Consider the following 14,942-nt stretch of genomic DNA (forward strand, 5'->3'; position numbering starts at 1 on the left):
ATTTATCAGCTTACGCGTAACAGACTCGCGGAAGTTTCAGAATTTTCTTTGACTGTTTGCATTATTTTTACCTGCATTTCATATTGCCGAGCGAGGCTTAAAACACTGGTAAGTTCGTTGACCGCATTCACATTGCTGGCTTCAACAAAGCCGGAAATCACGCGGACATTTGCATCTGCGGGAATTTCTTCTTCAAGGTTCAACGCAACAATCAATCCACTTTCACCACGCTTAATAGAATCTAATGGTGGATTAACCAATCGAATACGGTCTGCCTGAACAGGGGCATCAACGCCCTGCCCCAGGGGCATAACTGTTATTGCACCATCAACCGCAATTTCAATTTTCTCTGCTGCTGGGAGCGCAATAGGCCCTCCGTTGCCGAGTACCGGCAAGCCACTGCCGGTTCGCAGCATGCCAACACTATCGATAAACAGTGAACCGGCGCGGGTATACGCTTCAGTTCCATCCGGAGCCTGTACAGCAATAAAACCTTCACCTTTAATGGCAATATCCAGCTCTCGCCCTGTTTCCACTAGAGCTCCCTGAGTAAAATCAGTAGCCGGACTTTCAGCCAGTGCATAGGCGCGCGTTGGGTGGCCGTCGCCGTACAGCACCGGCATACTCCGGGCCTGGGCGAAATCGGCTTTAAAGCCTGTGGTATTGATATTGGCCAGGTTGTTGGCGTGCGCAGTTTGCGCTTGCATATTGTGTTTGGCACCGGTCATGGCGACATAAAGTGCTTTATCCATAGGATTTCACTTTGCTTCAACTAAAGGGTTTAACGTAAAAGCAACGGTATTCACTGCTGGAATTACGTCACTTTTTCCGAGTTACGCTGATTGGAGCAATAAGAGTGCCAGAAGTTTGCAATGGTCAATGTATATAGACTTGTTATTCACGCTTCTGTCGCCCAGGCCAACATAGGAATTGTCAGCTATATTTAATCTTTGATTTGGCTATAACAGGTATCTGAACTATGAGAGCGCTTTTTTTGTGTGCTATTTCCTTCGTAAAACCTTTAAGTGCTTTTCTGGCGCTTATGGCCTTTGCCGCTCAGCTAAGTGCGGCACCCATGAGGGTCGTTGACGGAAGCGATGGCATTGCTGCCTACGCCAAGGGCGTATTAAAAATCGTACTAAGTAAGCTGCCCGAAAAGTATGAATGGGATGACTCAACCCCAAGCGCTACGGAAGCCCGAGTCACACAAATGCTGAACGATGGCGAGCTGGATATCGTTTGGTACGCAACAACTAACGATTTCGAAGAAAAAATGCTACCCATTCGTATCCCACTCTATAAAGGCCTGCTGGGTTACCGCATTTTTATGATCAGAAAAGGCAACCAACACCTTTTCGACGGAATTGAAACACTAGGCGACTTAAATCGTGTGTCTATTGGGCAAGGCAGGCTCTGGGCTGACACCAACATTATGGAAGCCAATGGAATTGACGTCGTCAAGGCTACGCAGTATGAAGGTTTGTTTTATATGCTGGACGGCGGTCGATTTGAAGCCTTCCCTAGAGGTGTTCACGAGCCTTGGTACGAGATTGCGCGCTATCCAGATTTAGATCTGGCCGTTGAAAAAACACTGATGATGTCCTATACCAACCCCTTCTACTTTTTTGTCGCTAAAGGAAATACCCAGCTAGCGAAAAAAATTGAAAAGGGCTTTCGGGAAGCTATTGAAGACGGCAGTTTTGATGACTACTTTTTTAACGATCCGGTGGTAAAAGATGTCATAGAGAAAGCCAATCTACAAGATCGAACTGTTATCAAGCTGGAGAACCCTCTTCTCCCAAAAAACACACCGGTTGACGATGCCCCCCTTTGGCTCGATCCTCGCGCACTCTAACCATCCATCTACAACTCCAGGGATAGTGTATTAGCCCAGGAGCAATATCCCTACGCTACTCTACTACTAGCGTAGGTTAATAATGGTTTGCGTTACCTGATCGGCCGTTTCAATGGTTTTGGCGCTCGCCTGGAAGTTGCGCTGCGCAATAATCAGGTTGACCAGTTGCTCAGACAAATCCACATTGGATTCTTCCAAAGCTCCCGATTGCAACGCTCCCAGCGCACCACTTCGAGGAACTCCAACATTGGGCGGGCCCGACTCAAAATTTTCGGCCCACATGGTATTACCTACAGGCTGCAGGCCTTGCTGGTTGGTAAAGTCTGCAAGAGCAACCTGCGCCAGCGCTTGTGATTCACCGTTTGTATAACGAGCAAATATGACCCCACTCTCATCGATACTCAGACCGGAAAGCCGACCCGTTGCATAGCCGTCCTGATCCACATCATTAACGGAGAAATCTGAACCAAACTGGGTTGTGCCCAGCAGATCAATAACAAAATTGGAAGACGACGGAGGTTCGGGGATAACGGTGGTGCCACCCGCCAGTACGTTTTGAGGCCCCAGAGCACCGTTGGGCTGACCACTGGAGTCCAACGGTATCCAGTTGGAAACAAGAATCTCCTCAGTCTGAATCTGATTTAACGAACCATCTTCATTAAAGTAAACATTAAATGATGCGCGAGTAGACTCCGTATTTAGGGGCGGCGCTAAAGACGTGTCTGGATCGCCCACATCCTCACCATCAATCTGTACATAAACCTCCCAATGGTTGGCGGCTGTAGTCGCATCGGCAGGATCGTAATTCTGTTTTACGAAATACTGGGTCATCACATGCGAGTTGCCCAAGCTATCGTAAATGCTCATCGACGTCGCACTGTTGTAGGTGGCCTGATCGGTGGGATCAAACGCATTAATCACAATATCGGTAAACTCTGGATCCAGCTCATCGCCACTAAAAGGCTGAAACAGCCCCACGGATGGAGGGCTTGCATCATCCATCTCATAACCCTGTTCCAACACGATATTAATGGATCCACCCACGGTTATAGAGTTAAGGGTCGCGTCATAATTTCCCGCGCCAACTGGAGGAATTTGCAACGTTTGCGCCGGCGCATCCTGATCCCCTTGCACGGTCAGTGAGTCTGAGGCATCAGTACTATTAATACTCACCCTCAAGTCATCCCCTACCGCCGAGCTCAACACCAAAGTCGTCCCAGTAGCGCCTAATGTGGCAGTAATACCCGGTAAAATGGTACCGCTCAGAGAATTAATTTCTGTTTCCAAGCCCGGCAGATCATCCGCTACCAGGTTCACGCCATTCAGTTTAATCGTTAGATTACCGGCACCGCTGCTGTGATTGGATAAGGTAAGTTCCGATTGAGAGGTCGCCGAAACCCCCTGTAAAGCATTTAATTCCGAGGCAGTTTGCGCCGCTGTTGCGCCCTGTAAGCTTGTGTATGTCACTACCTGCCCATCGGGGTCGATAAAGTCTATGGACTGTTGCGGGTAACCGTTTGAAACGGCAGCAATACCGCCCACGGAGATAGGTGCAGGATTCAAGCCCAATTGGTTTACATTGCCCGTTTGGTTGGATATTTGAATCTGAGAGTTTTCGCCTTCATTCAACACAGTAAATTCAATACCGTAAACACCGCCACCAAAATCAACCGCATCCGCTACCAAATCAATTGGGGTTTCCGGTACTGCCGGTGAAAAAATCTGGGCATTGATAACGCCGGCCAACGTACGTAAATCGTTAAAGTTATTGATGCTGGCGGGGACGCCCGATGCGGTATCAAGACTGATACTCACAGTACCATTGTTTCCAGATACGGCACCTGAGAGCTGAATTTCAAAATCCATTGGCGCAGTAGAAAAGTCGTTGCCCAAGGGTAAGCCAAAGGTATTTCCCGTCAAGGTTGTGGTAGTGGCATCCTGCAACCCCGCCTGAGTAATACCAACGGCATTACCTTGAGTGATAAATTCACGGCCAATTGTTTGCTGAACCGGATCGGTAGAATCCAGATTCAATATCGACTCAACCGTGGTTGTCTGGCGAGGTGCCAAATTAGAAGTTTGAATCTGGATATCGCCGGTAATACCGCCAATATTTCCCGCCGTGTCAGCCTGAAAACCTTGAATCCGAGCGCCCGCGTTGTTGGTGATAAAACCATCATCACTCAAACCAAACGTGCCAGCACGCGTGTAGAGCTGTTCTCCTCCACGGTTTAACAGGAAAAAACCATTGCCGTTTATGGCTAGGTCCAGTTCGTTTTCGGTAAAAGAGACATTGCCCTGGCCAAAAGCCTGAGCCACATCCTGTACCTGCACACCACTGCCAACAGCGCCGGAACCTGCGCCCAACACAGAGGTGGCGTACACATCACCAAATTCCACTCGGGAAGATTTAAACCCCGTTGTGGAGGCATTGGCAATATTATTACCAGTAACGGTCAAATCGGTTGAAGCGGCACGAATGCCACTTAGAGCGGTATTAAAAGGCATAACTCTCTCCTGCGATTACTGCATACGGCAAAGTTTTGCCGCTACTCATTAAATTGTTTAACGTCTGTAAGGCTTACAGCACCAATACCGGCCAGGTTCAATACCAAGCTGCCGTTACTGCCGACGGTAACGCTATTCACATTTGCGCTAAGTGCCGTTGCCAGTTCGGTAGATTCACCATTGGCCTGGGTCATCACTTCAAAGCGGTACAATCCGGCCTCTACTCCATTTTCCTGGCTACTCTGCCAATCCAATAGCTCGCCATTCACCTCGGCATTCTGGCCATCCCACCGCAGCACCAACTCACCCGGGGGTTGCACACCCAGAGAGATCTGATCCACCAAGGAACCACTTTCCGTATAGATATTGACGGTGATATCACTGGAGCTAGACGGTACATCCACACTCGCGGTTACCACATCACCCGTTTCAAGCTGTGTACGATCCGTAGGAACTGTGACGGAACGGCCAACAAGCGTCGAAGCCTGTAATGCTTGGTTGGCGACAAAATTATTGGTAAAGCTGTCGAAGTTGTTATTTAGCTTATCCAAGCTCTCCACTGAACTGAACTGCGCCAGTTGCGCAATAAATTCGGTATTTTCCTGTGGACTCAAAGGGTCCTGATTTTCCATTTGCGTAATCATCAATTCTAAAAAGGCACTCTGGCCCAACTCGTTGGATTGAGGCTCGTCCGCCGTTTTATTGGCGATGGATAAATCGCTTAACAGGCTGTTATTACTGATGGCATTCACATTGCTCATGCGCTTTTCCTCAGCTGTATTTTATCGTTTACATTCATCAACTTACTGACCCAGAGTGAGTACGCGCTGAACCATTTGTTTCGCCGCATTCATCACTTCAACATTCACCTGAAACGAACGTGAGGCCGAGATCATATTGGTCATTTCCTCAACGATATTGACGTTGGGGTAGTACACATAGCCATCTTCGTTAGCATTGGGGTTATCTGGCTCGTAACGTGGCTGCAGCGGCGCATCACTTTCAACAATGCCCTGAACCTGAACGCCGACAGCCTCCGGAGTGTTCTGCTGAATACCCTGCTGACCCGCTAGTACAGCAGTCTGCACCGCAGAAAAAACAGGGTGTCGACCACGATAGGTCTGATCGATGCTGGAGCTGGCGGTTTCGGCATTGGCGATATTGCTGGCAGTGGTATTCAGGCGAATACTCTGGGCATTCATTCCCGAACCAGCGACATTAAAAATATTGGATAAACTCATAACAGCCTCGCTTATTCGCCCTTAATGGCTTTGGTCAAGCCTTTGAATTTACTGTTTAAAAACGTAAAACTGGCCTGAAACTCTAGGTTGTTCTTCATAAATTGCGCATGCTCTACCTGCTCTTCCACGGTATTGCCATCAATACTGGGCTGGTTAGGCGTACGGTAAAGGGTTTCGGTAAAACCAGAATCCCCTTTGTTGAACTTGATATGGCCTGAACGCGTAGCAGACATAGGAATATCAGCTGATTGGTTATCCATGCGATTCGCCAACGCCTGCCCAAAGTTAATATCTTTTGCTTTGTAACCCGGCGTATCGGCGTTGGCCAGGTTGCTCGCCAACAGCCCCGCTCGCTGTGCCCGTAAGCGCAATGCTGTTTCGTGAACACCTAGCGCACTGTCAAAAGAAATAGCCATGTTGCCTGCCGTTAATAAAGTGAATATTGTATTGTTACCGATAGATAGCAATGCGTGTGCCAACAGGACTACAACCACCTAACCCTTTGTTTTTATTGGAAATATAAATAATCGGCAGATAGTAAAATTATTGAAAGCGGCAAGGAATTTCCCTTTTTCCACTTTCCGGCAGGCATACCTTAGGAAAGATCAATATGTGTTTAAGAAGAGGAGGTCTTTCGAGCCGTTGAGTGATTGAATATTGCTTGAGATAACTGAAGGCAAAGAATAACAGGCCGTGCGCTATTTAGCTTTATAGACCACGCCGGGGTTACAGTGGATCATTTCAAATAAATCGGATGTTCCAGCAATACTCTCTGAAGATCCCAGGAAGAGATACCCCCCAGGTTTCATAACAGCGTGCATACGCGTGAGAATATCGCGCTTAAGATCGGCAGAGAAATAAATAAGTACGTTGCGACAGAAAATCACATCGAATTTACCCAGCAACAAATAAGAGTCCTGCAAGTTAAGCGGCTTGAAGGTTACCCTCCGACCAATAGGCGGTTTCACCCTCCAGCAATCCGAAGAAAAATGATCAAAATAGTCTCGCAGGCGCTGCTCGGACAAGCCGCGAGTAATGGATAGACGATCGTATTCACCTCGCTTGGCATTATCGAGAATTTGGCTGGATAAGTCCGTAGCCACAATGTCCAGTGGCAGATTGCTGATACCAAACGCCCCTCGGATATATTCTTCTGCAACAATGCTAAGTGAATATGGCTCCTGCCCAGAAGAACAGGCGGCAGACCAGATACGAAAACGACCGCCTCTATTATTTTCTACCATTTCTGGCAGAACCGTTTTGCGTAAATACTCGAAAGGGTAGCCGTCACGAAACCAAAAGGTCTCGTTGGTAGTCATCGCATCAATAACTTTTTGACGAACTTCCCTATTCGCTGCGTTCTTAATAAGCTTGGTAAGAACACCCAACGTTTCGCACTCATAATCGATAAGAATTCGGCGAATGCGAGTAGCCACTAAGTACTGCTTATTATGGCCGAGATCGATCCCTGCAACGGTTTGCAGAAAATCTCGAAACTCTTGAAATTCTCGAGTATCCAACTGCACCCTCCCCTGCGTAAACGCCGAGGTGGGTGTTCCTGTGTTGAAGCTCATATAATATCCGCTATCTTACTCTCGGTACGGAAAGAGTGTTATTCAACATGCTCTCCGTCCCCTGTCAGTTGGTCGATTCTATCATTTACTCGGTTTGCCAGATCATCGGGGTGAAACTTGGCAAGAAAATCATCTGCGCCCACTTTTTTCACCATAGCCTCGTTAAACACGCCACTAAGGGAAGTGTGCAAGATAATATGCAACTTCTTCAACCTCTCATCGCCCCTTACCTCAGCCGTGAAGGTATATCCATCCATCTCCGGCATTTCGATATCGGAAATAACCAACAACAGCTCGTGACACGGATCTTTTCCATCCTCAATCAGTTCATTAAGGAAATTCAGAGCATCCCGCCCATCTTTTTTCAGAGTCGTTTTACAGCCGAGCGACTCCATCACTTTCTGGATCTGTTTTCTAGCGATAGTGGAATCATCCACAATCAACACATGCTTGCACACAATCGTATCCCGTTGTGCACTTTCAATAACGTCCGCACTCACATCAGCGGGCAACGGTGAAACTTCAGCCAGAATTTTTTCAACATCAATAATTTCGACAAGCCTACCTTCTACTTCTGTCACCGCAGTCAGGTAATTATCCTTACCCGCACCTCGGGGTGGAGGATGAATATCTCCCCAGTTCATATTCACAATGCGTTCAACACCACTGACCAAAAATCCCTGCGTAGAACGATTGTACTCTGTGATAATGACAAAGCAGTTTTCGAGATCGCCCAAAGGGGCGTGCCCCGTTGCCTGACGCAAATCCATAATAGGAATGGTGCCACCACGAATATGAGCTACACCACGAATTACCGGATTCCGCCTTGGAATTTCACTGAGAGGGGGGCACTGCAAGACTTCCTTTACCTTAAAGACATTGATTCCGTAAAGTTGCTGCCCCCCAAGACTAAACAGTAGTAATTCCAGGCGATTCTGCCCTACTAGCTGTGTACGCTGATTAACACTATCTAAAACCCCAGCCATTTTGGGTCCTCTTCTATTTATAGGTACGAATTGATACGACCACCCTATAAGGCGTCAGTTTTCTGGCATCTTACAACCACAGGCTTAACCAGAAAATAAATTCGACAACTTCTCGACCAAACGCCACTTCTTCGTCGAATTTTCACTATCGGCACAAGCCTTGCTATAAGCCTAGTACAATCACAATCACACGCCGTTTTTTTGGCAGAAAATGCGAGTAATGTTTTCATACAGCATAGGCCAGAAATCCTTTGAGGACGGAGTTTTTATGATCTTGATACCACAATCCGATACTAGAGCCTGTCGAAAAACCGAACCGTTCGCAGCGCATAGATGGGGGGTGCAGGTGTTAATCGCCACGTTTACCTTATTGGCTGCCACGTCTGTATGGGCCGCCATGGAATACGAATCTATCGAGGCAATACGCTCGCAGGTACAGCACGAGCTGGAAACCCATTTTCAGCAACGCTATCCCAACCTTGTGCTGGACGATACGCTGACTATCCAAACGGGGCAGTTAGATCGACGTTTACGATTAATAAAGTGCGATGGGAGCATCCATTTTGACATTAACGAGCTTCCCCACAGCAGTGCCAACGTAACGGTTAAAACCAGTTGTCGAACGAGCGTTCGCTGGACAATCTACGTTCCCGCCACTATCGGGACCTATCGCGATGTGGTAATTGCTGCCCACAGTCTCGCAAAAGGTAGCCTCATTGCTTCAAGCGATCTGGGTACAAAGCGGATAAACACCGCTAAGCTAACCGGTGGTCATGTTGAAAATAAGCAACGGCTAATAGGTTTGGAATTAAAACGTCCTATACGCGCGTCGGAAGTGATTAAACTAAACTTGGTGAAACAGCCGGATCTTGTCCGCAAGGGAGATACGGTTGTATTGAGGGTGAAATCTTCCGTGCTGAGCGTTGAAACGGAAGGCACCGCCCTTAGTAGCGGCCACAAGGGAGAACAGATACGCGTTCGTAATGACCGATCCAAACGCATTGTGGATGGACTGGTGATGGCCCCCGGCGAGGTGCAGGTCAATAGCTGGTAGAAACGAAGAAGCCTCTAAACTTAGTGGAAATTCTTTGCATATAGGCCTAAAGCTTTTGTAGTGGTGGCCGACACAGTGTTTGAGAGGCTCTGACGCCTCGTTAATTAGATAGAGATATTGGCGGGTAAATCCCATGGTTATCGAACCCGGAAACGGCTTTAATACAAACAACTTGTCATCGGTTGGCACTGGCAAAGCACGCCAGGGCGGAGCGGTGGCGCCAGCTTCAAACAAACCTGAAGCTACGAACACTGGTGCACATTCAACATCTGATAGTGTTTCCCTGAGCACGGCAGGCCAGGCACTGGCAAAACTGGAAGCTCAGGCAGCCAACATCCCTGAGGTTGATTCGGCGAAAGTCGCTGAAATACGCACTGCGTTACAAAACGGTAGCTACAACATTGACCCAGATGCTATCGCCAGCAAAATGATTGAGCAGGATAACCTGCTCTAGCTCCACTTCCCTGCCATTTTCTGGCATAATTATTGCATTACGTCTGTGTAGGCGTTTTTTTGACACTCTTTTTTTAGACTAGACTTCAAAAAAGCGGAACCCATTAACCAGCCCTTGCTGGAGAGCACAGATGACAATGCAAATTTCTCCCCCCGAACTTATCCAACAACTGCAACAGGATATTGCCGCCTGCGAGCAGTTGTTAAGCTTGTTGGAACAGGAACGTGAAGCATTAGGTGCTCGGGATATGGAAAAGCTGGACACCATAATCGAGCAAAAGGCCGTGCAGTTATCCGCGCTCGAAGCCAGCGCGCAAGCGCGCACGCTCTGGGCAAGGGAACATCTACAGCTCAACCCGGCGGATGAAAACGCAATGCGAACCGCCTGGCAGGAGATGCTCGACAGCGCAAACATCCCTCAATTAAGCAAAGCCTGGAGCCGGCTGAAAGAACTGCAGCTAGCCTGTAAAGACGCCAATGAAGTTAACGGAAAAATCCTCTCCCGAAACCAAAAAACCTTTGGTCGCCTTTTAGATATCGTTCGTGGTCAAACGGCGACCCCAAACCTCTACTCCGCCGCAGGAAAATCCACCAGCAACCATATCTCACACAAAGTGGGCGAAGCCTAATACGCCCCGAAAAACCCTTACTTCGTTAATAAACTGTCAAGCCTGGTTTGACTGCAATCCAGTTTGCAGTATCATACGGCGCGCCTGGATTCGGTATCCCCCCCTCCCTTAGCTCAGCTGGATAGAGCGTCCCCCTCCTAAGGGGAAGGCCTCAGGTTCAAATCCTGAAGGGAGGGCCATTTAAAAAACTCGCCTACATGAATTTATTACTGTTAAGACCGGAACAATTTCAGTCAGAGTCACGGGTAGTGCTAACACCACTACAACGGGCACATGTAACGAATATTTTGAAATCTGAGCTAGGTGATAAACTGCGCGTAGGTCTACTTAACGGCGATATGGGTACAGCACAATTGACCAGTTTGGACGAGAAGGCCACGGTTGATATTCTCCAGCTGAGCACACCACCACCACCACCGCTCCCCCTTACGTTAATCCTCGCACTACCACGCCCACAAATGATTAAACGCATCATGCAAACGGTTGCTTGCATGGGCGTAGAGAAGTTGTGTTTGATTCAAACATCGAAAGTTGAAAAAAGTTTTTGGCAATCGCCGTCGATTACCGATGACGCTATTCGCGAACATTTGATTTTGGGGCTGGAACAAGGGGTCGCCACACAATTGCCCCTGGTAGAAAAATTCCAGCGATTTCGACCTTTTGTAGAAGATATCCTGCCAACATTTCCTTCTGAAAATCACAAGTTGATCGCCCACCCTGGCCCCTATACCCCCTGCCCGCGCTTAAGCTCTTCAGACAGCGCAATTCTGACGATTGGCCCGGAAGGTGGTTTTACCGAAAAAGAAGTGACCTATTTTATTAAGGAAGGCTTTACCCCTATTCAAATCGGGGCCCGCATACTGAAAGTAGAAACTGCAGTAACGGCATTACTGGCGAAAATATACCATTAAGCCGCTATTTTTCACCCTATATTTGGATAAATCGCTTTTCTAAAAGCAACTCAAACTGGTTGGGATTTATCGGCCGGCTGGCTAAATAACCCTGATAGTAGCGACAACCATATTCACGAATAAGATCCAGCTGCTCTCGTGTTTCCACCCCCTCGGCAACAACATCCAGCCCCAACAAGTTACCCATTGCGCTGATAGTTTCGACCAATATGCGATCGTTTCGATCTTCCGAAATATCCCGCACAAAACTTTGATCTATCTTTAAAATGGCGACCGGTAATTTTTTCAAATAGCTGATGGATGAGTAACCAGTACCAAAATCGTCCAAGGCAAAATTAATGCCGCGCGACTGAAGCGTCGACATGGTGCTAATGGTCTCTTCCAGGTTGTGAATAACAATCCCTTCGGTAATTTCCATTTCCAGCATCTCAGCAGAAAAATCTTCCTGCTCCAGCAAATGTTTTACGTCGTCCACAAATTGCGTAGAACGGAATTGACGGGGGCTTATATTGACCCCTAAGCGCATAGTTTTGCTCCACAGCCCCATATGCTGCCATTCTTTTACTTGCTTTAGAGAGCGTTCTATAACCCACATGCCCACTTGTACAATTAAGCCAGAGGTCTCCAGAATGGGTATAAATTCTCCCGGTGAAATCATCCCCCGTTCCGGGTGATCCCAGCGCAATAAGGCTTCAGCTCCCACAATCGCACCGGTAACCACATTTACCCGCGGCTGGAAGTGCAGGTGAAAGGCGTCCATCTCCAAAGCGCGGTGTAAATCACCTTCCATTACCAAAACATTGCGCGCTTTATCTGCCATATACTTATTGAAGAACTGAATGGCATCCCGCCCCTGCTCTTTGACTTGGTACATGGCTGTATCGGCGTAGCGCAGTAACTCGTGTACACCGGCGTCTTCTTCCGGGTATATCACTATCCCCACGCTACAGGTTACGTGGAGTTCGAGATCGTTATAAAAATGTGGCTCTGATACATGCGCACGAATACGCTCGCCGCTTTCTTCAGCTTGAAGCAATGCCGAGGCAAGGTCGCGCCCGAGGTTTGTTAGCACAACAACGAATTCATCTCCCCCCAAGCGCACCACAACATCGTCCTCTGTTGCGATAGCCATTAAGCGCTGGGACACATGTTTTAACACTCCATCTCCAGCGGGGTGACCAAGGGAATCATTAATATATTTAAATTGGTCAAGATCGATAAACAGCAGAGCACCATAGATTTTATTACGCGCGGACTTACGAACTTCCTCTTCCAGGCGTTCGACCAGGTAACTGCGGTTGGGCAGGTCGGTAAGCGCGTCGTGGTAAGCCATATGCTCCATTTGCGCCTGAGCCATTTTCAATTCGGTAATGTCAGAAGAAACGACCAGAGCAACCACTTCATCATAAAACTCCATCGGCATCACATGCGTATGCATGCTGTGCTCTTCCCCCTCGGCGCCGACCCATTTTTCTTCCCATATTTGTGCGCTGATTCTAGATTTAATCACCTCCGTATCGAGCATTGTCACTTCTATGGGGTCGGTATAAAAAAAGTCAGCAAAATCGCTAATATGAGATCCGCGCATCGCCTCGGGCGAGGTTTGCAGAAAATCAGCCAGGGCCTTATTGGCAAAGATGTAATGACCTTCCCGGTTACGAGCACCCACCCACACAGGCAGGCTGTCGATAATCTGACGCACATGCTCTTCACTTTTTCGTAACACAACCTCCACTGCGCGCCTTTTCGCCAGAGCGAGATCAACCGCATCCAGTAGTTGGTTACCGCTGTTAACGAGCTGCTTTAGCTCGTCATCTCTACTGTGGCCAGAGAGCGAGAGGCGCTGTTCACCAGGGCTTCCGGGGTTGATGCGCTTAATTTGCGTAGCAATACTAATAAGTGGCTTGGTCAGTAGATAGTGGAATGCAACGAAAAGAATGGAGACCAGCATAAAGCTGCGAATAAGCCCAATAATAATGACGACTGCTGACTGGGTATAAAACGAGCTAAACGCCGCGTCCATATCCACTTCAAACTTGATCTGCCCGTGCTCTCCATCGTCTCCATGGCCGGGGATATAAAGAGGAGAGCTGTACGACGTCAAGTGTTCGGTAATCTGGTGCGTAAGCCAAGTCGTATTACTTTCGCGAGGAATCCGTTTGGATTCGGCTATCACGTTACCCAGTTCATCCTCGATGGTAACGGCCACGATAAAATCGTTGACCATTATGCCTTCCGCCACCTCGTTGGCGAGCATATTATCCAGCGTATGAATCGCCCTCGCAGCAGGAGGCGTAGACATATCCGTAATGCTAACAATCTGGTTGTTTACGGCTGTTGATTTGGCGCTGAAATCAAAATAAATCTGAACGGCACTCATCAAAGTGCCAATCAGTAAGGCGATAATGACCCCTAATTTAGCCAGTCGGAATGATATGCCGTGGAAAAATCCTTGCACTATTAACCCATTTCACTTCAGTAAAGACAGTATTACAGCGCCACGTGGATATTCTATATTCCTCGTACCTTGCTCAGCCTCCTGATCGCGCCCCACTTCACTGGAGCTGCAGCAGAAAACTCTTTTGCACTGCAACGTTTGTTATTCTTTTAGTTTAGCTACTAATTATTATCTGTGGCGGCTAAATCTCCATCTTTCCGTGTGTACTCCAACCGGGTAGGCTAAGCGTTGACACGTATCACTGCTAACCCAAAGACAGCGCATCGATAAATTGAACGGCCGGAGCTAAGGGTAGTTCCTTCTCGGAATTATCGCTACTACTTGCGGCAGAATGAGCACTTTCACCACTTCGATCCAGCATTAAGTCACGAAAATTGAATATCTTATTGTCTGCCAGTTGTGATGGTGATACACGCTGAATAGCAGAAAAAATCGTTTCCACTCGTCCCGGGTATTGTTTATCCCAATCCGTAAGCATCTGTTTTATAACCTGACGCTGTAAATTCTCCTGCGAACCGCATAGGTTACAGGGAATAATGGGAAACTGCTTCGCCTCGGCGAAGGCTTCCAGATCAGGTTCTGTACAATAGGCCATTGGACGAATAATGATATTGCGCTTGTCATCCGCCAGCAATTTTGGCGGCATAGCCTTTAACCCGCCACCGTAAAACAGATTCAGAAAGAGTGTTTCAACAATATCGTCACGATGATGTCCCAACGCGATTTTTGTTGCACCAATCTCCTCGGCAAAGCCATAGAGCGTACCTCGACGTAAGCGCGAACATAGACCGCAGGTAGTTTTCCCCTCGGGAATCACCGATTTCACAACACTGTAGGTGTCTTTCTCAATAATATGATAGGGAATACCTAGCGAATCCAAATACTGTGGCAACACATGTTCGGGGAAACCCGGCTGCTTTTGGTCGAGGTTCACAGCAACAAGCTCGAAATCGATGGGTGCGGTTCGCTGCAGCCCCATCAGTATTTCAAGCATACCGAAAGAGTCCTTCCCCCCTGACAAGCACACCATCACCTTGTCGCCCGCTTCGATCATATTGTAATCAGCAATAGCCTTTCCCGCGTTTCGGCGAAGGCGTTTCTGTAACTTGTTGAATTCTATTCGATTTTTTCGCGCCGGCTGATCCAAACAACAACTCCCAAGGTCTTGTAGATAGAAAGCCCACTATTGTACGGTTTTTGCCCTGAACAGGGAATTATTGCCCTACAAGGCAAGCCATTGCCGCAATTTCTGGGACAAAACCAGACCGTAGTC

General features: G+C 48.0%; 14 protein-coding genes and 1 tRNA gene. 6 read left to right on the top strand and 9 right to left on the bottom strand.

Annotated features, from left to right (window positions below):
• Nucleotides 1-5 precede the first annotated feature (5 nt).
• Nucleotides 6-752 carry a flagellar basal body rod protein FlgF gene (locus H5715_RS09270; protein WP_075185558.1) on the bottom strand — a complete coding sequence of 249 codons (747 nt, stop codon included), beginning with the start codon at nucleotides 750-752 and terminating at the stop codon, nucleotides 6-8.
• Between the two features lie 227 nt (nucleotides 753-979).
• On the opposite strand from H5715_RS09270, the gene H5715_RS09275 reads away from it, so the two are divergent.
• Nucleotides 980-1,855 (top strand): substrate-binding periplasmic protein, encoded by an 876-nt coding sequence (locus H5715_RS09275; RefSeq protein WP_246434750.1) that lies wholly within the window; start codon nucleotides 980-982, stop codon nucleotides 1,853-1,855.
• Nucleotides 1,856-1,921: 66 nt separating this feature from the next.
• Here the strand turns inward: H5715_RS09275 and H5715_RS09280 are convergent, their stop codons facing one another.
• The 6 genes from H5715_RS09280 to H5715_RS09305 all read right to left on the bottom strand — a co-directional run bounded on the left by H5715_RS09280 (nucleotide 1,922) and on the right by H5715_RS09305 (nucleotide 8,164).
• Nucleotides 1,922-4,363: a flagellar hook-basal body complex protein gene (locus H5715_RS09280; RefSeq protein WP_075185559.1), complete on the bottom strand. Its 2,442-nt coding sequence runs from the start codon at nucleotides 4,361-4,363 to the stop codon at nucleotides 1,922-1,924.
• Nucleotides 4,364-4,404: 41 nt separating this feature from the next.
• Nucleotides 4,405-5,124 (bottom strand): flagellar hook assembly protein FlgD, encoded by a 720-nt coding sequence (locus tag H5715_RS09285; RefSeq protein ID WP_075185560.1) that lies wholly within the window; start codon nucleotides 5,122-5,124, stop codon nucleotides 4,405-4,407.
• Between the two features lie 42 nt (nucleotides 5,125-5,166).
• Complete coding sequence (gene flgC / locus H5715_RS09290) at nucleotides 5,167-5,604, bottom strand: flagellar basal body rod protein FlgC (protein ID WP_075185561.1); 438 nt, start codon at nucleotides 5,602-5,604, stop codon at nucleotides 5,167-5,169.
• Between the two features lie 11 nt (nucleotides 5,605-5,615).
• On the bottom strand, nucleotides 5,616-6,020 hold the full coding sequence (gene flgB / locus H5715_RS09295) for a flagellar basal body rod protein FlgB (protein WP_075185562.1): 405 nt from the start codon (nucleotides 6,018-6,020) through the stop codon (nucleotides 5,616-5,618).
• Between the two features lie 282 nt (nucleotides 6,021-6,302).
• A complete protein-coding gene (locus tag H5715_RS09300; RefSeq protein ID WP_083608013.1) occupies nucleotides 6,303-7,178 on the bottom strand; it encodes a CheR family methyltransferase in 876 nt (291 codons plus the stop codon).
• 38 nt (nucleotides 7,179-7,216) lie between these two features.
• Nucleotides 7,217-8,164: a chemotaxis protein CheV gene (locus H5715_RS09305; RefSeq protein ID WP_075185563.1), complete on the bottom strand. Its 948-nt coding sequence runs from the start codon at nucleotides 8,162-8,164 to the stop codon at nucleotides 7,217-7,219.
• A gap of 268 nt (nucleotides 8,165-8,432) precedes the next feature.
• Between H5715_RS09305 and flgA the strand changes: the two genes are divergently transcribed.
• The 5 genes from flgA to H5715_RS09330 all read left to right on the top strand — a co-directional run bounded on the left by flgA (nucleotide 8,433) and on the right by H5715_RS09330 (nucleotide 11,211).
• Complete coding sequence (flgA, locus tag H5715_RS09310; RefSeq protein WP_175574258.1) at nucleotides 8,433-9,218, top strand: flagellar basal body P-ring formation chaperone FlgA; 786 nt, start codon at nucleotides 8,433-8,435, stop codon at nucleotides 9,216-9,218.
• Between the two features lie 133 nt (nucleotides 9,219-9,351).
• Nucleotides 9,352-9,672, top strand: coding sequence for a flagellar biosynthesis anti-sigma factor FlgM (gene flgM, locus H5715_RS09315; RefSeq protein WP_075185564.1), 321 nt, complete (start codon nucleotides 9,352-9,354; stop codon nucleotides 9,670-9,672).
• Nucleotides 9,673-9,802: 130 nt separating this feature from the next.
• On the top strand, nucleotides 9,803-10,300 hold the full coding sequence (locus H5715_RS09320) for a flagella synthesis protein FlgN (protein WP_083608015.1): 498 nt from the start codon (nucleotides 9,803-9,805) through the stop codon (nucleotides 10,298-10,300).
• A 102-nt stretch (nucleotides 10,301-10,402) separates the two neighbouring features.
• Nucleotides 10,403-10,479, top strand: a tRNA-Arg gene (locus H5715_RS09325).
• Nucleotides 10,480-10,497: 18 nt separating this feature from the next.
• A complete protein-coding gene (locus tag H5715_RS09330; RefSeq protein ID WP_075185565.1) occupies nucleotides 10,498-11,211 on the top strand; it encodes a 16S rRNA (uracil(1498)-N(3))-methyltransferase in 714 nt (237 codons plus the stop codon).
• A gap of 16 nt (nucleotides 11,212-11,227) precedes the next feature.
• Here H5715_RS09330 and H5715_RS09335 read toward each other — a convergent pair whose 3' ends face one another.
• Together H5715_RS09335 and ttcA are read right to left on the bottom strand one after the other, a co-directional pair.
• The gene (locus tag H5715_RS09335; protein ID WP_075185566.1) at nucleotides 11,228-13,669 is read right to left on the bottom strand and encodes a putative bifunctional diguanylate cyclase/phosphodiesterase; all 2,442 of its coding nucleotides are present in this window, start codon (nucleotides 13,667-13,669) and stop codon (nucleotides 11,228-11,230) included.
• A gap of 244 nt (nucleotides 13,670-13,913) precedes the next feature.
• The gene (ttcA, locus tag H5715_RS09340) at nucleotides 13,914-14,816 is read right to left on the bottom strand and encodes a tRNA 2-thiocytidine(32) synthetase TtcA (RefSeq protein ID WP_075185567.1); all 903 of its coding nucleotides are present in this window, start codon (nucleotides 14,814-14,816) and stop codon (nucleotides 13,914-13,916) included.
• Between the last annotated feature and the right edge of the window lie 126 nt (nucleotides 14,817-14,942).

It is taken from the genome of Teredinibacter haidensis, from assembly GCF_014211975.1.
Taxonomy (GTDB): domain Bacteria; phylum Pseudomonadota; class Gammaproteobacteria; order Pseudomonadales; family Cellvibrionaceae; genus Teredinibacter; species Teredinibacter haidensis.